Annotated in this window: 27 protein-coding genes, 1 tRNA gene and 1 other RNA gene; 11 read left to right on the top strand and 18 right to left on the bottom strand. The window is 65.0% G+C overall.

Going from position 1 to position 23,876, the window contains the following annotated elements; genetic code table 11:
• Positions 1 to 172: 172 nt before the first annotated feature.
• Positions 173 to 1,018 carry a transporter substrate-binding domain-containing protein gene (locus N2602_RS03990; RefSeq protein WP_212259598.1) on the bottom strand — a complete coding sequence of 282 codons (846 nt, stop codon included), beginning with the start codon at positions 1,016 to 1,018 and terminating at the stop codon, positions 173 to 175.
• 183 nt (positions 1,019 to 1,201) lie between these two features.
• On the opposite strand from N2602_RS03990, the gene ffs reads away from it, so the two are divergent.
• The 5 genes from ffs (at position 1,202) to N2602_RS04015 (ending at position 4,654) form a co-directional block, all read left to right on the top strand.
• Positions 1,202 to 1,298: signal recognition particle sRNA small type (ffs, locus tag N2602_RS03995), an RNA gene on the top strand.
• A 96-nt stretch (positions 1,299 to 1,394) separates the two neighbouring features.
• Positions 1,395 to 3,233 (top strand): DNA polymerase III subunit gamma/tau, encoded by a 1,839-nt coding sequence (locus tag N2602_RS04000; protein ID WP_260381837.1) that lies wholly within the window; start codon positions 1,395 to 1,397, stop codon positions 3,231 to 3,233.
• Between the two features lie 32 nt (positions 3,234 to 3,265).
• Positions 3,266 to 3,586 carry a YbaB/EbfC family nucleoid-associated protein gene (locus tag N2602_RS04005; protein WP_172786703.1) on the top strand — a complete coding sequence of 107 codons (321 nt, stop codon included), beginning with the start codon at positions 3,266 to 3,268 and terminating at the stop codon, positions 3,584 to 3,586.
• 1 nt (position 3,587) lies between these two features.
• Positions 3,588 to 4,190: a recombination mediator RecR gene (gene recR, locus N2602_RS04010; protein ID WP_025032504.1), complete on the top strand. Its 603-nt coding sequence runs from the start codon at positions 3,588 to 3,590 to the stop codon at positions 4,188 to 4,190.
• A 29-nt stretch (positions 4,191 to 4,219) separates the two neighbouring features.
• Positions 4,220 to 4,654 carry a hypothetical protein gene (locus tag N2602_RS04015; RefSeq protein WP_172786704.1) on the top strand — a complete coding sequence of 145 codons (435 nt, stop codon included), beginning with the start codon at positions 4,220 to 4,222 and terminating at the stop codon, positions 4,652 to 4,654.
• Between the two features lie 118 nt (positions 4,655 to 4,772).
• On the opposite strand, the gene N2602_RS04020 is transcribed toward N2602_RS04015, so the two are convergent.
• From N2602_RS04020 to N2602_RS04030, 3 genes are all read right to left on the bottom strand, one after another.
• Complete coding sequence (locus N2602_RS04020) at positions 4,773 to 6,137, bottom strand: AmpG family muropeptide MFS transporter (protein ID WP_172786705.1); 1,365 nt, start codon at positions 6,135 to 6,137, stop codon at positions 4,773 to 4,775.
• A 182-nt stretch (positions 6,138 to 6,319) separates the two neighbouring features.
• A complete protein-coding gene (locus N2602_RS04025; RefSeq protein WP_260381838.1) occupies positions 6,320 to 6,622 on the bottom strand; it encodes a GIY-YIG nuclease family protein in 303 nt (100 codons plus the stop codon).
• 150 nt (positions 6,623 to 6,772) lie between these two features.
• Positions 6,773 to 7,972 (bottom strand): DNA recombination protein RmuC, encoded by a 1,200-nt coding sequence (locus N2602_RS04030; RefSeq protein WP_260381839.1) that lies wholly within the window; start codon positions 7,970 to 7,972, stop codon positions 6,773 to 6,775.
• Between the two features lie 169 nt (positions 7,973 to 8,141).
• Here N2602_RS04030 and def point away from each other — a divergent pair, with 169 nt between their 5' ends.
• The 3 genes from def (at position 8,142) to truA (ending at position 10,462) form a co-directional block, all read left to right on the top strand.
• Positions 8,142 to 8,669, top strand: coding sequence for a peptide deformylase (def, locus tag N2602_RS04035; protein WP_036041776.1), 528 nt, complete (start codon positions 8,142 to 8,144; stop codon positions 8,667 to 8,669).
• Between the two features lie 12 nt (positions 8,670 to 8,681).
• Positions 8,682 to 9,605 (top strand): methionyl-tRNA formyltransferase, encoded by a 924-nt coding sequence (gene fmt, locus N2602_RS04040; RefSeq protein WP_260381840.1) that lies wholly within the window; start codon positions 8,682 to 8,684, stop codon positions 9,603 to 9,605.
• A 119-nt stretch (positions 9,606 to 9,724) separates the two neighbouring features.
• The gene (gene truA / locus N2602_RS04045) at positions 9,725 to 10,462 is read left to right on the top strand and encodes a tRNA pseudouridine(38-40) synthase TruA (RefSeq protein ID WP_260383606.1); all 738 of its coding nucleotides are present in this window, start codon (positions 9,725 to 9,727) and stop codon (positions 10,460 to 10,462) included.
• A gap of 173 nt (positions 10,463 to 10,635) precedes the next feature.
• Here truA and dapE read toward each other — a convergent pair whose 3' ends face one another.
• From dapE to rpmH, 11 genes are all read right to left on the bottom strand, one after another.
• Positions 10,636 to 11,802 carry a succinyl-diaminopimelate desuccinylase gene (gene dapE / locus N2602_RS04050; RefSeq protein WP_260381841.1) on the bottom strand — a complete coding sequence of 389 codons (1,167 nt, stop codon included), beginning with the start codon at positions 11,800 to 11,802 and terminating at the stop codon, positions 10,636 to 10,638.
• The gene (locus N2602_RS04055) at positions 11,799 to 12,425 is read right to left on the bottom strand and encodes a DUF805 domain-containing protein (RefSeq protein WP_260381842.1); all 627 of its coding nucleotides are present in this window, start codon (positions 12,423 to 12,425) and stop codon (positions 11,799 to 11,801) included. Before N2602_RS04055 ends, dapE begins: the two co-directional genes overlap by 4 nt.
• 146 nt (positions 12,426 to 12,571) lie before the next feature.
• A complete protein-coding gene (dapD, locus tag N2602_RS04060) occupies positions 12,572 to 13,417 on the bottom strand; it encodes a 2,3,4,5-tetrahydropyridine-2,6-dicarboxylate N-succinyltransferase (RefSeq protein WP_025032495.1) in 846 nt (281 codons plus the stop codon).
• A 234-nt stretch (positions 13,418 to 13,651) separates the two neighbouring features.
• Positions 13,652 to 14,344 carry a pyrimidine 5'-nucleotidase gene (locus N2602_RS04065; protein ID WP_172786713.1) on the bottom strand — a complete coding sequence of 231 codons (693 nt, stop codon included), beginning with the start codon at positions 14,342 to 14,344 and terminating at the stop codon, positions 13,652 to 13,654.
• A gap of 14 nt (positions 14,345 to 14,358) precedes the next feature.
• Complete coding sequence (locus N2602_RS04070; protein ID WP_172786714.1) at positions 14,359 to 15,345, bottom strand: DUF1036 domain-containing protein; 987 nt, start codon at positions 15,343 to 15,345, stop codon at positions 14,359 to 14,361.
• A gap of 185 nt (positions 15,346 to 15,530) precedes the next feature.
• The gene (gene argB / locus N2602_RS04075) at positions 15,531 to 16,418 is read right to left on the bottom strand and encodes an acetylglutamate kinase (RefSeq protein ID WP_130363552.1); all 888 of its coding nucleotides are present in this window, start codon (positions 16,416 to 16,418) and stop codon (positions 15,531 to 15,533) included.
• A gap of 241 nt (positions 16,419 to 16,659) precedes the next feature.
• Entirely contained in the window at positions 16,660 to 17,025 is a 366-nt protein-coding gene (locus tag N2602_RS04080; protein ID WP_260383607.1) for a DUF423 domain-containing protein, read from the bottom strand.
• Positions 17,025 to 17,678 carry a ribosome biogenesis GTP-binding protein YihA/YsxC gene (gene yihA / locus N2602_RS04085; RefSeq protein WP_260381843.1) on the bottom strand — a complete coding sequence of 218 codons (654 nt, stop codon included), beginning with the start codon at positions 17,676 to 17,678 and terminating at the stop codon, positions 17,025 to 17,027. Before yihA ends, N2602_RS04080 begins: the two co-directional genes overlap by 1 nt.
• 140 nt (positions 17,679 to 17,818) lie before the next feature.
• On the bottom strand, positions 17,819 to 19,690 hold the full coding sequence (gene yidC / locus N2602_RS04090; RefSeq protein WP_260381844.1) for a membrane protein insertase YidC: 1,872 nt from the start codon (positions 19,688 to 19,690) through the stop codon (positions 17,819 to 17,821).
• A gap of 16 nt (positions 19,691 to 19,706) precedes the next feature.
• On the bottom strand, positions 19,707 to 20,093 hold the full coding sequence (gene rnpA / locus N2602_RS04095) for a ribonuclease P protein component (RefSeq protein WP_260381845.1): 387 nt from the start codon (positions 20,091 to 20,093) through the stop codon (positions 19,707 to 19,709).
• 27 nt (positions 20,094 to 20,120) lie between these two features.
• On the bottom strand, positions 20,121 to 20,255 hold the full coding sequence (rpmH, locus tag N2602_RS04100) for a 50S ribosomal protein L34 (protein ID WP_008542748.1): 135 nt from the start codon (positions 20,253 to 20,255) through the stop codon (positions 20,121 to 20,123).
• Positions 20,256 to 20,604: 349 nt separating this feature from the next.
• Here rpmH and N2602_RS04105 point away from each other — a divergent pair, with 349 nt between their 5' ends.
• The 3 genes from N2602_RS04105 (at position 20,605) to queD (ending at position 22,888) form a co-directional block, all read left to right on the top strand.
• The gene (locus N2602_RS04105; RefSeq protein WP_172786718.1) at positions 20,605 to 22,104 is read left to right on the top strand and encodes a HAMP domain-containing sensor histidine kinase; all 1,500 of its coding nucleotides are present in this window, start codon (positions 20,605 to 20,607) and stop codon (positions 22,102 to 22,104) included.
• Positions 22,105 to 22,372: 268 nt separating this feature from the next.
• Positions 22,373 to 22,449 (top strand) — tRNA-Arg (locus N2602_RS04110).
• 82 nt (positions 22,450 to 22,531) lie between these two features.
• Complete coding sequence (gene queD, locus N2602_RS04115) at positions 22,532 to 22,888, top strand: 6-carboxytetrahydropterin synthase QueD (RefSeq protein WP_260381846.1); 357 nt, start codon at positions 22,532 to 22,534, stop codon at positions 22,886 to 22,888.
• Positions 22,889 to 22,924: 36 nt separating this feature from the next.
• On the opposite strand, the gene N2602_RS04120 is transcribed toward queD, so the two are convergent.
• From N2602_RS04120 to N2602_RS04130, 3 genes are all read right to left on the bottom strand, one after another.
• Complete coding sequence (locus N2602_RS04120; protein WP_260381847.1) at positions 22,925 to 23,269, bottom strand: hypothetical protein; 345 nt, start codon at positions 23,267 to 23,269, stop codon at positions 22,925 to 22,927.
• 274 nt (positions 23,270 to 23,543) lie between these two features.
• The gene (locus tag N2602_RS04125; RefSeq protein ID WP_260381848.1) at positions 23,544 to 23,696 is read right to left on the bottom strand and encodes a hypothetical protein; all 153 of its coding nucleotides are present in this window, start codon (positions 23,694 to 23,696) and stop codon (positions 23,544 to 23,546) included.
• Between the two features lie 12 nt (positions 23,697 to 23,708).
• A complete protein-coding gene (locus N2602_RS04130; protein ID WP_260381849.1) occupies positions 23,709 to 23,864 on the bottom strand; it encodes a hypothetical protein in 156 nt (51 codons plus the stop codon).
• Positions 23,865 to 23,876: the final 12 nt, after the last annotated feature.

The following is a 23,876-nucleotide window of genomic DNA, read 5'->3' on the forward strand; positions in this document are numbered from 1 at the left end:
CACCTCTCCCGCTTGCGGGAGAGGTCGCATCGCATCGAAGATGCGATGCGGGTGAGGGCTCTTTCCTCTGGGGGAGTCTCTCCGTGGAGGCACCCTCTCCCCGACCCTCCCCCGCAAGCGGTGGAGGGGGCGGAGTGGAGTGTGCGGAGCGAGCCGACCTCGAACATTACTCTTACAGCGACACGCCCGGCGGAATGTCCGCTTCCGTCACGCCCACCAGCTCCATATTGGTGATGATGGCGTTGCGGATGAAGCCGAGGCCCTTGTTGAAGTCTATCCAGGTGTTGACGTAGTCGCGCCATGTTTTGTCGGCCTCGCGGCGGAAGCCGGCATTCGAGGTGGTGGCGAAGATCGGCGTCGGCAGCACGAGCTGGCCGAGCGCGGGGTTCTTCTTCAGCACGGTCAGCGACAGCATGGTGATCAGGCACTGCGCGTCGACGCGGCCGGTCTGCAGCGCGGCGGTGGCATCGTCGGCGGTCTTCAGCCGCGTGATCTGCGCCTTCGGCGTCAGGCGGCTGACGACCTGGTCATGCGAGGAGCCCTGGTCGACCGCGATCTTGATGTCGGGCGAGTTCAATTCGGCCCAGCTCTTCGGCTTGAAATCCTTCTTGCAGAGGATGGCGAAGGCGTTGTTGAAGACCGGCACCGAGAAGTCGATCACCAGCGCGCGCTTCGGGGTCGGGTTGAGGCCGAAGAAGATGTCGATCTTGTTGGCCTGCAGGTCGAGAACCGAATTGCCCCAGGTGGTCTCGGTGATCTCGAGCTCGGCCTCCATGTCGTCTGCGAGGCCCTTGGCGATGTCGATGTAGAAGCCCTTCCACTGGCCGCTGGACAGATCCTTCATGTAATAGGGCGCGCCGCCGCCGACGGCGCCGATCCGCATCTTCTTGGTCCGGCGGATGCGGGCGAAGGTCGATTCGTTCGGATCGGCGGTCTGGGCTACCGCCGGCGCAGCCAGCGCGGCCGCGGCCACGGCGCCAAGTCCGACAATCGATGCAACATCACGACGTGTAACCATTGGGATCAATCGCTTTTCTGGTTGGGTGGAGTTCCGGCAGCGTTCTTAGCAAGGTGGTCCCGGCAGCGAAAGCACAGCCTATCGGCTGGGCAGGCCGAAATTTGCCCGGATGCTGGGCAAACTCAAGCTGTTCAAGCGGATACCCGCTTGCTTTCCGCTCCCTTTGGCCCCAAATAGGGGCCGGGAGATTGGCGGTGGACGAGCCACTCGCCAACCGGGTCAGGTCCGGAAGGAAGCAGCCCTAACGAGGTCCGGATCGGGTCGCTCGTCAGTCTCCTACCTGTTTTTCCGAGCGAACCAGCGCCGGCGGCACCAGCCGCCAGCGCGCTCCTTTCCGCAAAAGCCGGCCAAGAGACATTTCATTGCGGATCGACCGATGACCGACGCTGGCGCCCCTCCCGATCCCGACAGCGCCGGCCAGGCCGGCAACGCGCCCTACCGAGTGCTGGCGCGCAAATACCGCCCCTCCTCATTTGACGACCTGATCGGCCAGGAGGCCGTGGTCCGCACCGTCTCCAACGCGTTCGAGACCGGGCGCATCCCGCAGGCCTGGATTCTCACCGGCGTCCGCGGCGTCGGCAAGACCACCACTGCGCGAATCCTCGCCCGTGCCCTCAACTATGAGATGCCGGACGGATCGGTGAAGGGGCCGACCATCCACATGCCGACGCTGGGCGTGCATTGCCAGGCGATCATGGAAAGCCGGCACATGGACGTGCTGGAGATGGACGCCGCCTCCCATACCGGCGTCGACGATGTCCGCCAGATCAATGACAGCGTCCGCTATGCCCCCGCCAGCGCCCGCTACAAGGTCTACATCATCGACGAAGTCCATATGCTGTCGACGGCGGCGTTCAACGCCTTCCTGAAGACGCTGGAGGAGCCGCCGGAGCACGCCAAGTTCGTGTTCGCGACCACCGAGATCCGCAAGGTTCCGGTCACCGTGCTGTCGCGCTGCCAGCGCTTCGACCTGCGCCGCGTCGAGGCCGACGTGCTGATGAAGCACCTCGCCAGTATTGCGGCCAAGGAGAACGTCGAGATCGAGCCGGAGGCGCTCGGCATCATCGCGAGGGCCGCGGAAGGCTCCGTGCGCGATTCGCTGTCGCTGCTCGACCAGGCGATCGCGCATGCAGCGGGGCAGGTGAAGGCCGATGCCGTCAGGCAGATGCTGGGCCTCGCCGACCGCACCCGCGTCATCGACCTCTTCGAGTCGCTGGCGCGCGGCGACATCGCGGCCGCCTTCAAGGAGTTCCGTGACCAGTACGATGTCGGCGCCGACCCGATCGTCGTGCTCTCGGACCTCGCCGAGTTCGTCAATTTCGTCACCCGTGTGAAGGTCATTCCGGCGACTGCCGACAACGTCGCCTATGGCGAGACCGAGCGCGTGCGCGCCAAGGAGTTCGCCTCGAAGATCTCGATGCGCGTGCTGTCGCGGATGTGGCAGATGCTGCTCAAGGGCATCACCGAGGTGCAGGCCGCAACGCGCCCCGCGGCCGCGGCGGAAATGGTTCTGGTGCGCATCGCCTATGTCGCCGACCTGCCGACGCCCGACGAAGCGATCAAGATGCTCGAGCAGAACGGCGGCGGCTCGCCGGTCGTGAGCGGTGGAAGTAGCGCGCGCAGCGGCGCCCCCGCCGCGCCGGTTGCCTCCGCTGCGCCGATTTCGCCAGCACCTGTGCGGATGCCGACATCGTCTCCGACTGCGTTTGGCGGTGGCGCCCGACCTCAGATGGCGGCGCCCGCGCCGGATCCGCAAGGGGCGGCACCCCAGCTGCGGATCACGAGCTTCACCCAGCTGGTTGCGCTCGCCGGGCAGAAGCGCGACCTCATGACCAAGGGCGCGCTCGAAGGCGACATGCGTCTCGTTCGTTTCGAGGAGGGCCGGCTCGAGGTCGCGCTTGAGCCCAACGCCTCCAAGACCATGATCTCGGAGCTTGCGAAGAAGTTCGAGCTGTGGACCGGCCGCCGCTGGACCGTGATCGTCTCGAACGAACAGGGACAGCCGACGCTGCGCTCGGTGAACCAGGCGGCCAAGCAGGAGCATGCCCGTACCGCGGAAGCCGATCCCCGCGTGCAGGAGGTGCTGTCGCGTTTCCCCGGCGCCAAGGTCGTCGAGGTCCGCAGGCTTGCCCCCGAGGCGCCGGAGACCAATATTAACGCCGACTATGGCAGCGACGATCCGCCTGACGGTTCCGACGGCGACGACGATCTCTAGCGCCAATTCTTTGTTTTCAAGGACACGCACCCATGGCTGATTTTCTCGGCATGATGAAGCAGGCGGCGCAGCTGCAATCCAAGATGCAGGCGATGCAGGACGAGCTCGCCAACGTCGAGGTCGAGGGCATCTCCGGCGGCGGCCTCGTCGCCGTGCGCATGACGGCGAAGATGGACGTCAAGGGAGTCAGGATCGATCCTTCGCTGATGAAGGCCGAAGAGCGCGAGGTGCTGGAAGACCTGCTCGTCACCGCCCTCAGTGATGCGCGCCGCAAGGCCGAGACCGCCATGCAGGAGAAGATGCAGGCCCTCACCGGCGGGCTCGGCCTGCCGCCGGGGCTGTTCGGCCAATAAGATGGGCGCTGTTGCAGGTCCTGAGATCGAGCGGCTGGTCCAGCTGCTCGCGCGGCTGCCGGGCCTCGGTCCGCGCTCGGCGCGGCGCGCGGCGCTGCATCTGATCAAGAAGCGCGAAGCGCTGATGATGCCGCTGTCGAGCGCCTTGCAGGTGGCGCTGGACAAGGTCCAGGTCTGCAAGACCTGCGGCAACATCGACACGCAAAATCCCTGCACGGTCTGTACCGATCCGAAGCGCGACCCCTCCATCATCGTCGTTGTCGCCGACGTCGCCGACCTCTGGGCGCTGGAGCGGGCCAATGCGACCCAGGGTCGCTATCATGTGCTCGGCGCGACATTGTCGCCGCTCGACGGCGTCGGCCCGCAGGACCTCACCATCGACGCACTGGTGGCGCGTGCCCACGCAGCCGAGGTGCATGAAATCATCCTGGCGCTGAATGCGACGGTGGACGGCCAGACCACGGCGCATTACATCACCGACCTGCTTCAGGACGCCAATGTGAAGGTGACGCGGCTCGCCCACGGAGTTCCCGTCGGCGGCGAGCTTGATTATCTCGACGAAGGTACGCTATCGGCTGCGATGCGGCAGCGCACCCTGTTCTAGCCATCCAGACTTTCCACGGAACGGACGACATGACGAAACTTTTCGCCACACGCTTCGCTTTGGTCGCGACGATGCTGATGCTGGTGACCCCGGCCATCTCCGCGCAGCAACGCGACGAGGCGCCGCCGCCGTCCAAGCCCGGCAAGCCGATCAACAATGGCGACGTGCTCTCGGGCGAGCTCAACGCGATGAAGGTGCGTGACGTCAAGAACGGCAAGCGCGTCGCGACCTACCAGATCACGTCGGAACCGCGCCGCCTGCCGCCGCCGAACGGGCTGTGCAATCTCGAAACCGGCCCCGAGACGTTCCAGCTCGTCACCTCCAGCGACGCGCAGGCCGCGCAGCTGAAATCCTTCGTCGGCAAGGAGATCTCCGTGAAGGTGGACGAGGTCGCCTGCGCCAGCGATCCCGGCCAGATGAGCGAAGCCGTGATCACGAAGTGGAGCTTGATCAAGAAGCAGTAGGGGCGCTCCACTCCCTCGGCCGGCATTGTGAGCGAAGCGAAGCAATCCAGAAATCGTTCCGCGGGGGCAGTCTGGATTGCTTCGCTTCGCTCGCAATGACGGTGGTGAGAGCGTCAGCTTAAACCCTCACCGGCCCCAGCGCCTCGAAATGCCCGCGCTTCTGCAAATACGCCAGCAGCATCAGGCTCGGGATCGCCACCAGCACGCAGATCACGAAGAACATCGCCCAGCCCGTGGTATCCGCCACGAAGCCTGCACCTGATGAGAGATAGGTCCGCCCCACCGCCGCGAGCGCGGTGAGCAGCGCATATTGGGTCGCCGTGTGCAGCGGGTTCTGGCACAGCGCAGAGAGGTAGGCGACGAAGATCACGGTGCCGATGGCGCTGGTGAAATTCTCGGCGCAGATGGCGAGCGCCAGCGCCCATTGGTTGGTGCCGACGATGGCCAGCCAGGAGAAGGAGAGGTTGGCGAGCGCCTGCACCACGCCGCCGATCCACAGACTCGTCGCCAGCGGATAGCGCCGCGCGACAAAACCGCCGGCAAAGCCGCCGATCAGCGTCGCCGCGAGGCCGACGCCCTTCACGATCGCCGCATAGTCGTTGCGGGTGAAGCCGAGGTCGATCACGAACGGCGCCGTCATCGTGCCGGAGAAGGCGTCGGTGAACTTGAACAGCACCACGAAGGCGAGTGCAGCGAGCGCATCCTTGCGCGACAGGAACTCCGAGAAGGCGCCGATGGCCGCATGCAGAACCCGCGCGAAAGCCGTATCGGCCTGTGTCGCGGCCTCGGCCCGCGCCGATTGCTCGGGCTCGGTCGCGAGCAGCGCCGTGATCGTCCCGATGAGCACCATCGCCGCCATCACCACATAGCCCCACATCCAGGCTGATTGGCGCGGAATGCCGGTGCCCTCGAAGCCCGAGACGATGAACAGCGCGCCCGCCGTCGAGACCAGCATGCCGATGCGGTAGGCCGCGACGTAAGCGGCCATGCCCGCGGCCTGCTCGCTCTCCGGCAGGCTCTCGACCCGGAACGCGTCGACCACGATGTCCTGGGTCGAGGACATGGTTGCGACCAGCAGCGCGCCGAGCGCGACATAGAACGGCGAGCGTGCGGGGTCGGTCATCGCCAGCAGCAGGATCGCGATGATCAAGAGCAACTGCGAGAACACCAGCCAGCCGCGCCGCCGGCCGAAGGCGCGGGTGAACAGCGGCACATGCATCGCATCCACCAGCGGCGCCCACAGGAACTTCAGCGTATAGGGCGTGCCGACCAGCGCGAACAGCCCGATGGTCTTGAGATCGACCCCAGCCTCCCGCATCCACACCAGCAGCGTCGACCCTGATAGCGCCAGCGGCAGCCCCGAGGAGAAGCCGAGAAACAGCACGATCAGCACCCGCGGCTGCAGGTAAACGGCAAGGCTCTCGCGCCAGGAGGGCGCAGGGGCGGCGGTCACGGCGGAGGAGGTCGCGTCGGGTGCGGTCATGGGGAGGTGTTAGCAGATTCTGGGGGAAAAGACTCTCGCGGTAGCTGGTCAGACGGGAGAGCTTTCAACACGCTCGGTGTCATCGTCCGCGAAGGCGGACGATCCAGTAATCACCAGCGGCTCGGTTCAATCACAACTGCTGCGGCGGACTGGAGACCCCGTCTTCGCGGGGTATGACGGCGCTATGGTGGTCCGGCTATACCAGGATAGAGATCATCCCAGTTTGGGTTATGCTGCTCGATCAACCGAACCTTCCACGCCCTGTTCCACTTCTTCAGCCGCTTCTCCCGCTTGATCGCATTCTCGGGATCGTCAAACTGCTCGAAGTAGACAAGTCGGGCGACGTCGTACTTCTCCGTGAAGCTTTCGATGGGCTTCAACTTGTGCTGCGCCACTCGGCGGATGAGATCGTTCGTCACGCCGATATAGAGCGTGCCGCCAATTCGGCTGGCGAGAATGAAGACGTAGTAATGGCGTGCACCCATGTGACTATCTCACCACCGTCATCGTCCGCCTTGTGCGCAATTGCGCACTGGGGCGGACGATCCAGTAACCACCAGCGTCTCGGTTCCATCACAACCGCCGCGGCGTACTGGATGCCCCGCCTTCGCGGGGCATGACAGTGTGCCCCAATCTCACTCCCCCGCCTGGAGCTTCCGCGGGAACAACTCGCCCGCGCCAGTCGCCACCAGCCGCGGTCCCTCCACCGCATCGCTCTTGCTGAAATCGAGCTCCTCGATCCGCCCGGCGCGCTTCTCGATCTTGTCGGCGGAGATCAGCACCTGGCGCACGTCCTCGTTCACGTCGGCAAAATGCTTCTGCAGCTTGAGGACGCGGTCGCGCAGGCGGCCGAGATCGTCGCCGAGCTTGATCACCTCGGTGCGGATCTGGTCGGCGGCATCGCGCATGCGCGCGTCCTTCATGATCTGCTGCATCACCTGGATCGCGAGCATCAGCAGCGACGGCGACACCAGCACGACGCGGGCGCGATAGGCCTTCTGGATCACGTCGTCGAAGCCGTCGTGGATCTCGGCGTAGACCGATTCCGACGGCACGAACATCAGCGCCATCTCCTGGGTCTCGCCGGTGACGAGATATTTTTCGGCGATGTCGCTGACATGCTTCATGACGTCGCTGCGCAGCCGCTGCGTGGCCACGCGCCGCTCCTCGTCGGTGCGGGCGTCGTGCAGCGCCGTCATCGCCTCCAGCGGGAATTTTGCATCGATGCAGAGCGGGCGCTGGTCGGGCAGGAACACGACGCAGTCCGGCCGCTTGCCGGTCGAGAGCGTGAACTGGAACTCGTAGGATCCCTTGGGGAGACCGTCCTGGACAATCGCCTCCATCCGCGCCTGGCCGAACGCGCCGCGCGACTGTTTGTTGGCGAGCACGTCGCGCAACGTCGTCACCTGTGTCGTGAGATCAGTGAGATTCTTGTGCGCGTTGTCGATGATGCCGAGCCGCTCATGCAGCGCGCGCAGGCTCTCCATGGTGTTGCGGGTCGAATGTTCCATGGACTGGCCGACGCGATGCGTCACCGAATCCAGCCGCTCGTTGACCGCCCGCGCCATCTCGGCCTGACGTCCCGCCAGCGCCTGGGTCATGGCGTCGACCCGGCCCGAGGCCTCGCTCTGGGCGTGCAGCACTTGGGCGAGGCGCTCCTCGAGCTCGTCGGCCCGGATCGCATGCGCCATGGCGAGTTCCGCGCCACGCCGCCCCGAGCGCGCGATCACGACCGTAATCACAACCAGCAGGATGAGGACGAGCGCACCGAAGCCGATCAGCGCATCGATTGTGCGCACCGGCCAGTCGCCCAGCATGAAAATGATCTCGTTCATGGGCCCTTCTAACGCGATTCGCCGATATTCGCGAACGAAGAGGGAACGATCGGGGTTAACCACCCCCTAATTTTTATGGTTAACGAAAGGCGAAGTTTTATGGTTAGCGAGGGGTTAACGGGTTCCTGGCCGCATTGACCGCATCCGGCGCGCGGCTTAAATCGCGGCCATGGCCCTCAGAGAAATCATTATCCTGCCCGACAAGCAGCTGCGTCTGGTCTCCAAGCCGATCGAGAAGGTCACGGCCGAGATCCGCAAGCTTGCCGACGACATGTTCGAGACCATGTACGACGCGCCCGGCATTGGCCTGGCGGCGATCCAGGTCGCGCAGCCCTTGCGTCTCATCACCATGGACCTCGCCAAGCGCGACGAGAACGGCGAGACCAAGCCGCTGCCGCGGGTCTTCATCAACCCCGAGATCATCGCCTCGTCCGAGGAGCTGTCGGTGTACGAGGAAGGCTGCCTCTCGATCCCCGAATATTACGAGGAGGTCGAGCGGCCCGCGAAGGTGCGCGTGCGCTTCACCGATCTCGACGGCAAGGTGCATGAGGAGGATGCCGAAGGCCTCTACGCCACCTGCATCCAGCACGAGATCGACCATCTCAACGGCGTCTTGTTCGTCGACTATCTATCGAAGCTCAAGCGCGACCGCGTCATGAAGAAGTTCGAGAAAGCCGCCAAGCGCGCGGCGGAGTAGGGGTCTCCGTCGATGCCCCTCCGCCTCATCTTCATGGGCACGCCCGATTTCTCCGTGCCGACGCTGCTCGAGCTGGTCGCGCATGGTCATGACATCGCGGCGGTCTACACCCGCGCGCCGAAGCCGGGCGGCCGGCGGGGCCTGCAATTGCAGCCGACGCCGGTCGAGGAAGCCGCGCGAAAGCTCGGCATTCCCGTGCTGACGCCGAAGACGCTGAAGACCGAGGAGGCGTTGGCGGAGTTACGTGCCTTCGAGGCCGATGCCGCCGTCGTGGTCGCCTACGGCATGATCCTGCCGCAGGCGATCCTCGATGCGCCAAAGCTCGGCTGCTACAATCTGCACGCTTCGCTGCTGCCGCGCTGGCGCGGCGCCGCGCCGATCAACCGCGCCATCATGGCCGGCGATGCCGAGAGCGGCGTGATGGTGATGAAGATGGATGTCGGTCTCGACACCGGCGACGTCGCCATGGCCGAGCGCATCGCAATCACCGACAGCATGACCGCGCTCGATCTGCACGATCGCCTCTCGCGCCTCGGTGCCGACCTGATGGTGCGCGCCATGGCCGCGCTCGAACGCGGTGGCCTCCAGCTCAAGGCACAGAGCGAGGACGGCGTCACTTACGCCGCCAAGATCGAGAAGGCCGAGGCGCGGATCGACTGGAGCAAGCCCGCGCGCGCGGTGCTGCGCCACATCCACGGTTTGTCGCCGTTCCCCGGCGCCTGGGCCGAGCTCGAGAATGCGCGCGTAAAAATCCTGCGCTGCGAATTGGCGAAAGGCGTCGGCGCCCCTGGCGAGGTGCTCGACGATCTCCTCACCGTCGCCTGCGGCGACGGCGCCATCCGCATCATCGAGCTGCAGCGCGAGGGCAAGGCCCGCATGCAGGCCGCAGACTTCCTGCGCGGCGTGCCGTTGAGGTCGGGATCCAAATTCACCTGACACTGTCATACCCCGCGAAGGCGGGGTATCCAGTACGCCGAGGCTTCTCGGTCAATCGGATAGGCTACGGAGTACTGGATTGCCCGCCTTCGCGGGCAATGACGGCGAAACTGGACACGATGCCCCGCTACAAGCTCACCATCGAATATGACGGCGCGCCGTTCTTCGGCTGGCAGGTGCAGGACACGCTGCCGTCGGTGCAGGGCGCGCTCGAGGCGGCCGTGAAGGCGATGACCGGAGCGGATTTGCGCGTGCACGGCGCTGGCCGCACCGATGCCGGCGTGCATGCGCGCGGTCAGGTCGCCCATGTCGACGTCGACAAGCAGTTTCCGCCGGGCCGTTTTCGCGATGGGCTCAACGCGCATCTGCGTCCGCATCCGATCGCGGTGCTCGAGGCCGAGATCGTGCCTGACACCTTCGAAGCACGCTTCTCGGCGGTCAAGCGCCACTACCGCTATCGCATCGTCAACACCCGCGCCAATCTCGCGCTCGATGTCGGCCACGCCTGGCGCGTGCCGCGCAAGCTCGATGCTGACGCGATGCATGCGGCGGCGCAACGCCTGCTCGGCAAGCACGATTTCACCACCTTCCGCGACACCGAGTGCCAGGCCAAATCGCCGGAGAAGACGCTCGACCAGCTCGACGTGCTGCGCGATGGCCGCGAGATCACGATCATCACCTCGGCACGCTCGTTCCTGCACAGCCAGGTGCGCTCGATGGTGGGATCGCTGGTCTGGGTCGGCGAAGGGCGCTGGACCGCCGACGATCTCTCCGCCGCACTCGCAGCCCGCAACCGCGCCGCCTGCGGCATCGTCGCGCCGCCGGAGGGACTGTATCTGATGAAGGTGGATTATTAGGCGCGCGGCGCAGAGAGCGGGCACGCTCTTACTAAACCCTCGGTGTCATGCCCCGCGAAGGCGGGGCATCCAGTACGCCGCGGCCTCTCGGCTCAATCGCTGCTGTCTCTGGAATACTGGATCTCCCGGTCAAGCCGGGCGATGACACTTGTGTTTATGGAGGCAACAGTGCCTCAAGCAAAATACCTTGCCAAAATCCCGCGATACACCTTCGTCAGCTTTTCCAGATCCGCCACCGGGACGCGCTCGTCGACCTGGTGCATGGTCTGCCCGACCAGGCCGAACTCGATCACGGGGCAATAGCTGGAAATGAACCGCGCATCCGACGTGCCGCCCGAGGTCGACAGCTCGGGCTTGCGGCCCGTCACCTCCTCGATTGCGGACACTGCGAGATCGGTGAACGGACCCGGCTTGGTCACGAACACGTTCGAGTTCGAGGGCTCCCAGACGATGCGCGCCTTGATGCGGTTGCCGCAGGCCTTGGCGAGGCGCGTCTCGACCAATTCGCGCAAGCTCGCCTGGGTGTGGTTGTCGTTGTAGCGGATGTTGAATTTCGCGCGGGCCTCGCCGGGAATGACGTTGAAGGCCTTGTTGCCGACATCCACCGAGACGAATTCGAGATTGGAGGCCTGGAATTGCGCGCTGCCATGGTCGAGCGGCTCGTCGGCGATCGCCACGATCAGCCGCGAAATATCCGGCACCGGATTGGAGGCGCGGTGCGGATAGGCGACATGGCCTTGCACGCCGTCGACGACGAGCGTGCCGGATTGCGAGCCGCGCCGGCCGACCTTGATGGTGTCGCCGAGCGTCTCGACGTTGGAAGGCTCGCCGAGCACGCAATGATCGAATTTTTCGCCGCGCGCGGCGGCCCAATTGAGCAGCTTGATGGTGCCGTTGATGGAGACGTCTTCCTCGTCGCCGGTGATCAGGAACGAGATCGAGCCTGTCCCATCCGCGCGCGGCTTGCCGCCGTTGGCGGCCAGATGCTCCAGCACCGCTGCGACCGAGCAGGCGATGCCGCCCTTCATGTCGACCGCGCCGCGGCCGTGCAGCACGCCGTCCTTCACCTCTCCGGAGAAGGCGCCGACGCTCCAGGCACTCTCATCGCCCGGCGGCACCACGTCGGTGTGGCCTGCAAAGGTGATGTGCGGGCCTTCAGTGCCGATCCGCGCATAGAGATTGTCGACGTCAGGCGTGCCGGGCTCGCTGAAGGTCACGCGGTGGCAGGTGAAGCCGGCTTCGTTCAGGGCTTTTTCGAGCACCCCGAGCGCGCCGGCATCGGCCGGAGTGACTGAGGGGCAACGGATCAGATCGCGGGCAATGGAGAGAGCATCGGTCATGCGCCCCGCTTAACATGCATGCCGCCGGGTGGGCTAGCGCTGGGCGGGACAAATTCGATCTCGCGGCTCTGGTCCCAGCGTTTCGCAGAAGGCGCGGCGGATGTGGAATCGCCCTCGGCTGCCGGATCAGGACCGAACCGATTGGGCCCTACGGTGCCGCGAAGGAAGCCGGTCTCGATGAAAGCGGCGAGGGGGAGGATGACGCTCGCCAACGCGAGCGGCAGCATCCAATAGCTGTCCGGAAGGCGGTCCTCGAACTGCTTGTAGAGGCCCGGCAGCACGAAATAGGCAAGTAGCCACCATGCGCTCTTGTTGCGGTCATGCAGGCGCTTCACCATGATCGCGAGATCGATCCAGAGCATCAATCCGGTTGCGGCCAGCTTGAGCAGCAGCAGCGGCAAATTGTCCAGCAGCGACCATCGATAGGCCGCGGGATCGACGATCTTGAAGACGTCCTCAGCATTCAGATTGAAGGATTTGACCTCGCTGCCGAGCGCGGACATGACGCTCAGGCAGAGCAAGAGCAGCAGGATCATGCCGGACAGGACAAAGATCAGGCTGCACCAGAATCCGGCGCGACCCATGCGGCCGTCGAAGCGGAAGAGGTACCAGGTCCAGTTCATGCGAACGGCTCCGGGCGGAACGGGACCGCCCGGAAATTGGTCGCGATGGAGGGAGGGTGGGTTCGATCCTGGCAGCGGATGGTGAATAGCCAATCGCGTAGGGCGCGCGCCCTATTCGCCACTGGCCATTCGCTACTCGCCTTGCATCAATCCCGCAGCAGCTCGTTGATGCTGGTCTTGGAGCGCGTGCGCTCGTCGACGCGCTTGACGATGACGGCGCAGGCGGTGCTCGGGCCGATCTGGCCGTTCTTCATCGGCTTGCCGGGCAATGCGCCGGGCACCACCACGGAGTACTCGGGCACTTCGCCCATGAAGACCTCGCCGGTCTCGCGGTCGACGATCTTGGTCGAGGCACCCAGGAACACACCCATCGCCAGCACCGCGCCCTTGCGCACGATCACGCCTTCGGCGACCTCCGAGCGCGCGCCGATGAAGCAATCGTCCTCGATGATGACGGGCTCGGCCTGCAGCGGCTCGAGCACGCCGCCGATCCCGGCGCCGCCGGAGATGTGCACGCGCTTGCCGATCTGGGCGCAGGAGCCGACAGTGGCCCAGGTGTCGACCATCGTGCTCTCATCGACATAGGCGCCGAGATTGACGAAGGACGGCATCAAGACGACGTTCTTGGCGATGAAGGCCGAGCGGCGCACCACCGCGCCCGGCACCGCGCGAAAACCGGCATCGCGAAAGCGGTTCGGGCCCCAGCCTTCGAACTTCGAGGGCACCTTGTCCCACCAGCTTGCCTTGCCGGGGCCGCCGCCAATGACGTCCATGTCGTTGAGGCGGAACGACAGCAGCACGGCCTTCTTCAGCCATTGATTGACCTTCCACTTGCCGTCAGCCCCGCGCTCGGCGACACGCGCCTCGCCCTTGTCCAGGGTCTCCAGCGCCTGGTCCACGGCCTCGCGCACCTCGCCCTTGGTCGAGGTCGAGATGCCGTCACGCGCCTCGAAGGCGCTGTTGATGGTGGATTCGAGGGCTGCAAGGGACATCGTGATTTCCTCTGGGGAGCGCGTGGTTTCGCGGGAATTGGAGCGCTTTTTCGGGATTTGAAGGGGCAGAGTCAAGGCATACTCCACCGTCGTCCCGGGGCGCGCGAAGCGCGAGCCCGGGACCCATAACCACAGGAATTCGTTTGGCGAGGACTCGGAGTTATCGATCTCGGGCCACAATCACTCCTGTGGCTATGGGTCCCGGGCTCGCTTCGCGCCCCGGGACGACAGCGGTTATTGTGGTGACAGCCCCGCCAAAAACCCCGCCAGATCATCCGTGACGTGGTCGACATGGGCGGCGTCGCGGCCTTCCAGCTCCCAATCCTCGCGCACCACCTCCTTGGTCCCGTCAGGGACGACCAGCACGGTGGTCATGCCGAGCCGGTAGGGGACGGTGAGGTTGCGGGCGAGATCCTCGAACATGGCGGCGCGGGTCGGATCGACCGCATGATCCCTCAGGAACTTGCGGTAGGTCTGCTCCGCCGGTTTCGGCTCGAACTCGGCGGCGATGATGTCGAACACGCCGTCGAAATGGCCGGCGAAGCCGAGCCGCGCCAGCACGGCATCGACATGGTCGACCGATCCGTTGGTCAGGATCAGTTTTCGCCCCGGCAGCTTTGCGATGGCCGTACCGAGCGCGGGGTTCGGCTCCAGCGGCGAGTGGTCGATCTTGTGGACATAGGCGAGATAGTCGTCGGCGCGAACGCCATGCAGAGTCATCATGCCGCGCATCGTGGTGCCGAAGCGCCGGTAATAGTCTTTCTGGATCGCCCGCGCTTGCTCCGGCCCGACATTCAGCCAATTGCAGACGAACTCCCCGATCCGCGCATCGACCTGCTGCCACAGATTGACGTGATGCGGATAGAGCGTGTTGTCGAGGTCGAACACCCAGGTGTCGACATGGCTGAAGCTGCGGGGTGGGCTCATCACAAGTCTCTCGCTCACGGGACGGCAAAGCGCAGCGTCTTGCCGCCGCTTGACATGTCCACGGCGCCGAAGCCGGTCGGCGCAAAGCCGCGCGCGCCGCAATCAGTCTGCTCGCTGGTTTCGAACTTGGTCTCGCGCGTGCAGAGCTGCCTGTCGCCGCCCCAGTTCAGCGGCTTGTCCTTCAGCTTCACGACGCGGTTGTCGGCGTCGACCGCTTCGGCGAAGCTGAAGATCTGCTTCGGCTGGCCGCTCACATCGGGGTGCAGGCAGGTCTTGGGATCGATGCGATACCAGCCGCGGCTCGTCACGGCCTTGCCGTCGTCGGTCGCGATCGCCGCCATCACCTTGTGCGGCGTGTCGTTGCACCAGGTCAGGCCGGTCGCGGACGGCGTCTGCACCGCATCGACCATGGTCTTGAAGAAGTTTTGCGAGCCCACGATGTCGGCCGACAATCCGCGGCTCTTCAGGAAGGCGGCCAGCGCGCTCTGCGTCTTCGGCCCGTCGACGCCGTCGATCGGCGCGGCGTCGTAACCGGCGATCACCAGGAGCCGCTGGATGCCGGCGAGGCGCGCCTGCTCGTCGTCATATTCGGAATCCTCGGCGAGATAAGCGACCAGGTTGCCGTCCGCACCTTGCGTCGGCGTCACCTGCGTGAAGGGAACCTGCGTCTGGCCGCTGCGGCACTGCCGCGCCGCCGCGATGACGAAATTGTCCTGCGCGACGCAGAGCATGTCGTTGCCGCTTTGCGGGATCGGGGACGCGCCGTAGACGCCGAGCGCGCGGGCGTTGAGCAGGATGCGGTCGGCGGTCAGCGTGCCCTGCACCACGACGCGGCAGGCGGCGGGATCGATCCTGAACCAGCCGCGCGTCGCGGTGGCGGCCTTGTCGTCGATGCCGATCGCGGCCTCGACGACATAGGACATGCGGTTGCAGATCTTGAGGTCGGCGATCGCCGGCGCGGAGGAGAAGAAGAAGGAGACGACGGCCGCGGGCAGCGTCATCAGGAAGCGGGTGAGGGGGGAGCGGGGCGGGCGACGCTCTGTCGGTTCGTCATGGCCGGGCTTGACCCGGCCATCCACGTCTTTGCCACGAGAAGAAAGGTCGTGGATGCCCGGGACATCTGTGCGAAGACGCGCTTCGCGCTTTGGCCCGGGCATCACGGCTCTCGTGCGTGGCGTCTCTCGTATCACTTGTGGATCAGCGTGCCCGTGCCCTGGTTGGTGAAGAGCTCGAGCAGCACCGCGTGCTGCATCTTGCCGTCGATGATGACGACGCCCTCGACGCCCTGCTCCAGGGCGTAGATGCAGGTCTCGACCTTCGGGATCATGCCGCCGGAGATGGTGCCGTCGGCGATCAGTTTTCGCGCGTCCTTCACCGACAATTGCGGGATCAGCTTCTTCGACTTGTCGAGCACGCCGGGCACGTCGGTGAGCAGCAGCAGGCGTTTTGCCTTGAGCGCGCCTGCGACGGCACCGGCAAAGGTGTCGGCGTTGATGTTGAGCGTCTGGCCCTCCTTGGAGGTCGCGAGCGGGGCCAGCACCGGGATCAGCTCGTAGCCGATCAGCTGGTTGAGCAAAGTGAGGTCGACCTTCTCGGGGTCGCCGACGAAGCCGAGGTCGACCGCCTTCTCGATATGCGAGTCCGGATCGACGATGGTGCGCGTCGTCTTGGTCGCCTTCACCATGTTGCCGTCCTTGCCGGATAGCCCCACCGCCTTGCCGCCGGCCTCGTTGATGTAGCCGACGATCTGCTTGTTGACCGAGCCGGCCAGCACCATCTCGACGATCTCGATGGTCGCGGCATCGGTGATGCGCAGGCCCGCTGCGAATTCCGAGACGATGCCGAGGCGCTTGAGCATGGTCGCGATCTGCGGCCCGCCGCCATGCACCACCACCGGGTTGATCGCGGTCTGCTCGAGCAGCACGATGTCGCGGGCAAAGTTCTTCGCGGTCTCCTCGTCGCCCATGGCATGGCCGCCATATTTGATGACGATGGTTTCCTCGTCATACTGCTGCATGTGCGGCAGCGCTTCGGACAGGATGCGGGCCTGGTCGAGCGGAGAGATGTCGGTCATGTCGCGGGTCTCGCTGGCGGGTCGAATGCTGCGCGTTCTATCCGATTGGCGGGGACAGCGCAAAGTGGTCTTACCCTCCCCTGGAGGGGGAGGGTCGATCGCGCGTAGCGCGAGCGGGGTGGGGTGATCTCTCCACACGGGCACTACTCCTATGGAGAGACTGTCACCCCACCCCGCTACGTATTTCGCTTTGCTTCATGCGTAGCGACCCTTCCCCTCCAGGGGAGGGTAAGAAAGAGCGTCACTTCCTTGCCGCCACCGCCGCCGCGCTCAGCGCCAGCCAGCCCAAAATCATCACCGTTCCGCCCGTCGGCGCCGCCATCGGAAACAACGTGTGCCCGGCATATTGCCGCAAGGTGAGGTCGCCTGCGAACAGCGCGGTACCGATCGCGAAGCCGAACGCCGCCACGAGCCCAATTCCGCCGTGCAGAAGGCCGCGCGTGAGCAAGGCGATCGTCGCGAGTATGGCCGTTGCATGAAACAGCAGCATGGTGCTGGCGGAGGCAAGACGATTAGCGTCCGCGCCATGGGCGGCGGCGGCGGCCAGCGCGACGCCGGCGGCGCCCATCAAGCCGGCAAGCCCGATCAGCAGGCGCTGCGCCAGCATCACGCGGCCCGCTCTTCCAGGAGCTTCGCCATCGCGGCGCGCAAGCTCTCCATGCCGGTCGAGCTGCGTGACGAGGTCGCGAGCACGGTCGGGAACGCGGCCGGATGCTTGGCGAGTGCGGCCTCGGTCTCGACGATGCGCGCCTGCAGCTCGGCGGCCTTCACCTGGTCGGCCTTGGTCAGCACGATCTGGTAGCTGACGGCGGAGCGATCGAGCGTCTTGAGCACTTCGAGATCGACGTCCTTGATCCCACGCCGCGCGTCGATCAGCACGTAGACGCGCGCGAGGCTGGCGCGGCCCAGCAGGAATTTGTGGATCAGCTCGGTCCAGGACGCGACCTGGCTCTTCGGCGCCTTGGCATAGCCGTAGCCGGGCATGTCGACGAGGCGCAGGTCGTTCTTGCCGGGGACCTCGAAGAAGATCAGCTCCTGGGTGCGGCCCGGCGTATGCGAGGTGCGCGCCAGCGCGTTTCGCCCCGTGAGCGCGTTGATCAGGCTCGACTTGCCGACATTGGAGCGTCCGGCAAAGGCGATCTCCAGCCCCGCCATCGGCGGCAGCGATTGGATCGAAGGCGAGGCCCAGATGAACTGCCAGTCGCGAGCGAACAGTTTTCGCCCGGCCTCGATCAGTCGCTCGTCGGTCTTGTCGTTCATGCGAGCGGTCTATCCTCTCGTCATGGCCGGGCTTGTCCCGGCCATCCACGTCTGGCTGTCCAGCACCCTCCTAAACGTGGATGCCCGGGACGAGCCCGGGCATGACGGTGTGGAGGCATTTGCGCCCGCAATGACGGCGCTTACGTCGCCTTCCTCGCGAACGTCGCCTTGAGATTGTCGAATAACTCCACCTTCACGCCGTTGCGGCGCATGATGTAGCTCTGCTGGACCACCGAGAGCAGGTTGTTCCAGGCCCAGTAGATCACGAGACCTGCCGGGAAGCCCGCCAGCATGAAGGTGAAGATCAGCGGCATCCAGTTGAAGATGATCTGCTGCGTCGGATCCGGCGGCGTCGGATTCAGCTTCATCTGGAACCACATCGTGATGCCCATGATGATCGGCCAGATGCCGAGCGCGAGGTAATAGCCGAACACCGGAATCGTGGTCGGGTCGAACGGGATCAGCCCGAACAGGTTGAACAGGTTGGTCGGGTCCGGCGCCGAGAGGTCCTTGATCCAGCCGTAGAACGGCGCGTGCCGCATCTCGATGGTGACGAACAGCACCTTGTAGAGCGAGAAGAACACCGGGATCTGGATCAGCACGGGAAGACAGCCGGCGACCGGATTGATCTTCTCCTTGCGGTAGATCTCCATCATCTCCTGCTGCTGCTTCACCTTGTCGTCGGGATAGCGCTCCTTGAGCGCCTGCAGCTGCGGCTGGATCGACTTCATCTTCGCCATCGAGGCGTAGGACTTGTTCGCCAGCGGGAAGAACAACAGCTTCACGATCACCGTCACCAGCAGGATCGAGATGCCGAAATTGCCGAAGAAGCGGTAGAAGAAGTCGAGGCCGAGGAACATCGGCTTGGTGAGGAAGTAAAACCAGCCCCAGTCGATCAGCAGGTCGAACTGGTTGAGGCCGAGCGCCTTGTTGTAGCCGCCGAGGCCGGCGAGCGGGAAGTTGATGCCGACCACGCCGGCTTCCTTGGCGCCTGCGAACAGCCGCGCGTTGGCCGTCGCGGTGCCGCCGATCGCGACGGTGACGGGGTCGAGCAGATAGTCGGTCTGGTAGGTATGGACCTTGCCGACCGGGTTCGACGAGAAACGTGCCTGGAGCTGGGCGTTGGTGTCGGGCAGCAGCGCGGAGGCCCAGTATTTGTCGGTGATGCCGAGCCAGCCATTGGTGGCCTTGAAGTTCACCTGCTTGGCTTCGTCGATCTTGCTGTAGGCATATTCCTGCAGCCTGTGTTCGCCGAGATAGCCGATCAGGCCCTCATGCAGGATATAGTAGCCGGAGACATGCGGCGCGCCGTGGCGCGAGATCAGCGCGAACGGATAGAGCGTGACGGGGGCGTTGCCGACATTGCTCACCTCGTCCTTGATGGTGAAGAGATAATGGTCGTCGACGGTGATGGTGCGGCGGAAGGTCAGGCCGTCGCCGTTCTCCCATTTCAGCACCACCGGTGTCGACGGCGTCAGGCTGCCGCCGCCCTCCTGCTGCCAGACGGTCTGGGCATCCGGCATCTTTGCCGTCACGCCCGTCGCCGCAACCCAGCCGAACTCGGCGTAATAGGGCTCCGCCGTGCCCGACGGCGAATAGAGGACGATCGGCGGCGATTTCGGATCGACCGTCTCGCGATATTGCACCAGCGCGATGTCGTCGATACGGCCGCCCTTCAATGAGATGCTGCCGGCGATCCGCGGCGTCTCGATCTTGACGCGCGGGCTCGCTGCAATAGCGGTCTCGCGCGGAACGACCGCTTGGGGCTGGCTCGCGGCCGGCGTTGCCGGCTGGGCCGTACCGCCCGGCTGCGGCGCGGAGCCCGGCGTCGCCGGCGCGCCGCCTGGCGTCGCCGAGGCGGTCGGCTGCGGCGTCGTCTTCTGGAGCTCGGTCTGCGCCTGCTGCTGGGCGCGCTGCTTCTCCATCTGCGGCACGTTGTAGAAATACTGCCAGGCGATCAGCACCAGGCCGGACAGAATGACGGCGAGGATGGTATTGCGATTGTCGGTCATCTCGTTTGTCTCGTCATCAATCCGGTTTGCGGCTGGTCGCTGCGGCGTGACCCGGCCTCTGGCCGCGCGCCTTGGCCGTATGCCGCGCGGGCTTCGTGAACGCTATGCGCAGATCGTCGAGCATGGTGACGAAGTCGCGCGAGAGCGCGTCTCTTCGTCCGACCAGGACATAATCGTGGTGGGGCTGCATCGATGTCGGATCGAGCCGCTTCACCAATTCGCGCAGCCGGCGCCGGATGCGATTGCGCTCGGGGGCGTTGCCGTTCTTTTTGGTGACGGTGAAGCCGATCCTGACAGGGCCGGAATCATCGCGGCGGCGACTTTGCAGGACGAACGCGGGACTATTCACCCGCGCGCCATTGGCAACGGCGAGGAAATCCGCCCGCTGCCTCAGCCGATCCATGATGAAATCCCAAAAAGGGGGTCCGGCTCAGGCGCTCAGACGCTTGCGGCCGCGGGCGCGGCGGGCGGCGAGAACCTTGCGGCCGCCGGCAGTGGCGAGACGGGCGCGGAAGCCGTGACGGCGCTTGCGCACCAGTTTGCTGGGTTGATAAGTCCGCTTCACGGGTTTTTCTCCGCTGACCGGGCAATTTGCCTGTAGAATTGATGGTAAAGTCCGGAAGATGCGGCCCAAAACGGGCCCTTTTCGGCCCCAAGAGAGCCGCTCCCGGTGTCGCACCGGGTCATCGCGGACAATTCGCGCGGCTTATAAGGGAGCGCCTTGTTTTCGTCAACGCCGCACAAGCGCGCGATTTTGGTGAATATCGCTGTTTGTGCGAGGTTTTTAACCCTTGAGGTAGCGACTCGCGCTAACAGCGCTTACATCCCACCTTGGCAGATTAGCGATCCGTAATTTGACCGGACATCGGCCGGGTCGCATCCTCCATCAGCCAAGGTCAAGAGGGGCGAGTTTCGTGGCAGCCACAGATCGCCAGCAGATCCAGGATCTGGATCAGCCGGACCAGCCGGCGATGCGGCCCCGCGGCTCGCGCGGGCTGGGGCTGTCCGGCAAGCTGCTGCTGCTCACCGTGCCCTTGGTGATGATCGCCGCCAGCCTGCTTTACGTGCCCGCCATCGCCAATTTCTGGGTCAACCGGCTCAACGACCGCGTTGCGGCCGCCAACACCGCGGCGCTGGTGCTGGATGCGGCGCCGCTCGGCATGGTCCCCGATTCGCTGTCGCGCCAGATCCTGAAAAGCATCAACGCCCGTGCGGTCGCCATCAAGATGGGCCAGCAGCGCCGGCTGCTCGCGAGCGACAACATTCCCGCCGCCATCGAGCATGACATCGACCTGCGCGACGTGACCGCCTGGGAGGCGATCACCGGCTCGTTCCGCATGATGCTGGAGACCGGCAACCAGGCCATCCGCATCGTCGGCCCCGGCGTCGGCAATGCCCAGTTCATCGAGATCGTCACCGACGAGCTGCCGCTGCGGCAGCAGATGTACCGCTTCTCCCGCAACGTCGTCGTGGTCGCGCTGATCATCGCGGTGCTGACCGCGGGCCTCGTCTATCTCGCGCTCCATTATCTCTTCGTGCGGCCGATGCGGCGGCTGACCGCGAGCCTGGTCGGCTTCCACGAAAATCCCGAAAGCTCGGCCGGCATCATCGTGCCGAGCCAGCGCAGCGACGAGATCGGGGTCGCCGAGCGCGAATTGTCGGACATGCAGCGCGACCTGATGTCGATGCTGCACCAGAAGAGCCGGCTCGCCGCCCTCGGCCTTGCCGTCTCCAAGATCAACCACGATCTGCGCAATCTGCTCGCCTCGGCCCAGCTGCTGTCGGACCAGCTCGCCAGCGTGCCGGATCCACGCGTGCAGCGCTTTGCGCCCAAGCTCGTGCGCTCGCTCGAGCGCGCCATCGCCTTCTGCCAGTCGACATTGTCCTACGGCCGGGCCCAGGAGGCCGCGCCCGACCGCCGCATGATCCTGATCGAGCCTGTGGTGATGGAGGTGCGGGAGACCGCGGGGCTCGCCAACGAGGCCTCGATCGCCTGGGTCGCTGCGATCGAGCGCGGGCTCGCGGTCGATGCCGACCCCGACCAGCTGTTCCGCGTCTTGCTCAACCTCGTCCGCAACGCCGCCCAGGCGCTCGAAAGCCATGCGGCGGGCGAGGGGCGTGTGCAGCAGATCCGGATCACCGGGAAGCGCGAAGGCGCCGTCGCGATTCTCGAGGTTTCCGACACCGGGCCCGGCGTCCCCCCGAAGACCCGGGAGCGCCTGTTCGAGGCCTTCCAGACCTCGGGTCGCCCCGGCGGCAGCGGCCTTGGCCTTGCCATCGCCGCCGAGCTGGTCCGCGCCCATGGCGGCGACATCCACCTGGTCGAAGGCACCATCGGCGCCACCTTCCGCATCGTCATCCCCGACCGTCCCGTGGAACTGCTCTCCATCCGCAACGAGCGGCAGAGGGCTTAAGTCGGCCGGCGGCCGACTGAAGCCGTCATTCCGGGGCGCGACGAAGTCGCGAGCCCGGAATCCATAACGACCAGCTGGGGTTATGGATTCCGGGCCTGGCCCTCCGGGCCATCCCGGAATGACGACGGTGAAGTCGAGATGCGCAAAAATCTCCCCATCCCGGACCTTGCCAATCGGGACAAGAGCGGTTAGTCAGAGCGCTCTTTCGCACCCCCTCCGGCTTCGCCGGGGGCTGCTTGCGGGCCCCGCCCGCACTGTCGCGAAAAACGCGCCCGTAGCTCAGCTGGATAGAGCATCAGACTACGAATCTGAGGGTCGGACGTTCGAATCGTTCCGGGCGCGCCAGCTTCTTCCGATGCCGGCAAAAGCAATGCAGTGTCCGGTCGCTCGTCCGAGATCGCGGATGGGGCGCGCCCTTGGAAATCAGATGAAGATATCGCAGGCATTCAAATTCGAGGCGGCACATCGCCTGCCGAACGTGCCGGAAACGCACCGGTGCAGCCGGCTGCACGGTCATTCCTATCGGGTCGAGGTTCAGTTGGAGGGACCCGTGGACCCGCACACGGGTTTCGTCGCGGACTTCTTCGATATTGAAGAATGCTTTGCCGGCGTCCTGGAGGCCCTGGACCACAGATGCCTGAACGAGGTCGAAGGACTCGAGAACCCAACCGCTGAGAATATCGCGATCTGGATATGGGACCGGTTGGGCTCGCGTCTCCACCAGCTTTCCGCAATACGAGTTTACGAAACGGCGGACTGTTGGGCCGAATATCAAGGGCGGTGACGACAACCGCAAGCTGACCCGTTCAGCACGACCAGATCAAAAAGCGACCGCTGCCGGGGTGGCCCAATGGCTCCTGACGAAGTCCCGGATGTGCTCCGGCACGGGCGTGGTGTCGATGTCGCAACGCGTCTGGATTTCTTCCGCAAGCTCTCTCGACACGTCCTTCGACCAATGACCTAGCGGATCGAAGGCGACGATGCGGACGGGGTCGTTGAAACGGCCGGCGATCAGGTTCGAGATGACGGTTTCGATGTCAGTCCGCTCGACCTCGGTTTTCCGGCCGGCTCTGCCGGGCCGTCCGGCAATGTTGTCGAAGATCAGATAGACGATTCGATCTGCCGCATTCTGATGAGCCGCGCATGGGGCGGCCATCGACGTCAATCCATTTCCAGCCATACGCGTCTCCAATGCAATAGAGCCGGTAATTTGTCCGGACGGGACCCGCCTGAATTGATCAAGCGCAATGCTATGTACACGGGCCACTACGGTCCCGCATCAGGACCAAAGTACGATCAGGACCAAAGTATGATGACGCGCGGATCGCGCTTTGTAAGATCGGACACTGCCATTCGAGGGCGAGGAAGCCGCAATCGCGCTCGATCGAGCTCGTCCTTCAGGAGATGCTAATGGTGGCCTTTGCTGCGCTTCCTGTGGCTTACCGGATCCTTGCCGCGACTTTGGGCCGGTTCTGCTTGAGCCAGGCGACGGCCTCGGGTCCATCGACGACGCACTCGAAGGTTTCCCAGGTCGGGTCCTCCAGGGATTCCGCTTGCAGTCGCTTCGCCGCATACTCGACGAGGTCGTGCAAGCCTTCGTATCCTCATCGATGCTCGAGGGACTCTGCAATCGCCGTGCTGGTCCATCCTCGTTGGGCCAAATCGATGATGCTCGGAGCCTCAGCCTCGCTGAACCACGGCGTGGCATCGAACTCGACGCAGCGGACATTGTCGGCGGTATGGCAAGTGGCGTGGATCATTGGATTCCTCCG

The organism is Bradyrhizobium sp. NC92 (assembly GCF_025200865.1).
Taxonomy (GTDB): domain Bacteria; phylum Pseudomonadota; class Alphaproteobacteria; order Rhizobiales; family Xanthobacteraceae; genus Bradyrhizobium.

Coding starts and splice junctions, on each gene's coding strand:
- N2602_RS03990 (WP_212259598.1), bottom strand. CDS start 1,018: ATGGTTACACGTCGTGATGTTGCATCGATTGTCGGACTTGGCGCCGTG.
- N2602_RS04000 (WP_260381837.1), top strand. CDS start 1,395: ATGACCGACGCTGGCGCCCCTCCCGATCCCGACAGCGCCGGCCAGGCC.
- N2602_RS04005 (WP_172786703.1), top strand. CDS start 3,266: ATGGCTGATTTTCTCGGCATGATGAAGCAGGCGGCGCAGCTGCAATCC.
- recR (WP_025032504.1), top strand. CDS start 3,588: ATGGGCGCTGTTGCAGGTCCTGAGATCGAGCGGCTGGTCCAGCTGCTC.
- N2602_RS04015 (WP_172786704.1), top strand. CDS start 4,220: ATGACGAAACTTTTCGCCACACGCTTCGCTTTGGTCGCGACGATGCTG.
- N2602_RS04020 (WP_172786705.1), bottom strand. CDS start 6,137: ATGACCGCACCCGACGCGACCTCCTCCGCCGTGACCGCCGCCCCTGCG.
- N2602_RS04025 (WP_260381838.1), bottom strand. CDS start 6,622: ATGGGTGCACGCCATTACTACGTCTTCATTCTCGCCAGCCGAATTGGC.
- N2602_RS04030 (WP_260381839.1), bottom strand. CDS start 7,972: ATGAACGAGATCATTTTCATGCTGGGCGACTGGCCGGTGCGCACAATC.
- def (WP_036041776.1), top strand. CDS start 8,142: ATGGCCCTCAGAGAAATCATTATCCTGCCCGACAAGCAGCTGCGTCTG.
- fmt (WP_260381840.1), top strand. CDS start 8,682: ATGCCCCTCCGCCTCATCTTCATGGGCACGCCCGATTTCTCCGTGCCG.
- truA (WP_260383606.1), top strand. CDS start 9,725: ATGCCCCGCTACAAGCTCACCATCGAATATGACGGCGCGCCGTTCTTC.
- dapE (WP_260381841.1), bottom strand. CDS start 11,802: ATGACCGATGCTCTCTCCATTGCCCGCGATCTGATCCGTTGCCCCTCA.
- N2602_RS04055 (WP_260381842.1), bottom strand. CDS start 12,425: ATGAACTGGACCTGGTACCTCTTCCGCTTCGACGGCCGCATGGGTCGC.
- dapD (WP_025032495.1), bottom strand. CDS start 13,417: ATGTCCCTTGCAGCCCTCGAATCCACCATCAACAGCGCCTTCGAGGCG.
- N2602_RS04065 (WP_172786713.1), bottom strand. CDS start 14,344: ATGAGCCCACCCCGCAGCTTCAGCCATGTCGACACCTGGGTGTTCGAC.
- N2602_RS04070 (WP_172786714.1), bottom strand. CDS start 15,345: ATGACGCTGCCCGCGGCCGTCGTCTCCTTCTTCTTCTCCTCCGCGCCG.
- argB (WP_130363552.1), bottom strand. CDS start 16,418: ATGACCGACATCTCTCCGCTCGACCAGGCCCGCATCCTGTCCGAAGCG.
- N2602_RS04080 (WP_260383607.1), bottom strand. CDS start 17,025: ATGCTGGCGCAGCGCCTGCTGATCGGGCTTGCCGGCTTGATGGGCGCC.
- yihA (WP_260381843.1), bottom strand. CDS start 17,678: ATGAACGACAAGACCGACGAGCGACTGATCGAGGCCGGGCGAAAACTG.
- yidC (WP_260381844.1), bottom strand. CDS start 19,690: ATGACCGACAATCGCAATACCATCCTCGCCGTCATTCTGTCCGGCCTG.
- rnpA (WP_260381845.1), bottom strand. CDS start 20,093: ATGGATCGGCTGAGGCAGCGGGCGGATTTCCTCGCCGTTGCCAATGGC.
- queD (WP_260381846.1), top strand. CDS start 22,532: ATGAAGATATCGCAGGCATTCAAATTCGAGGCGGCACATCGCCTGCCG.
- N2602_RS04130 (WP_260381849.1), bottom strand. CDS start 23,864: ATGATCCACGCCACTTGCCATACCGCCGACAATGTCCGCTGCGTCGAG.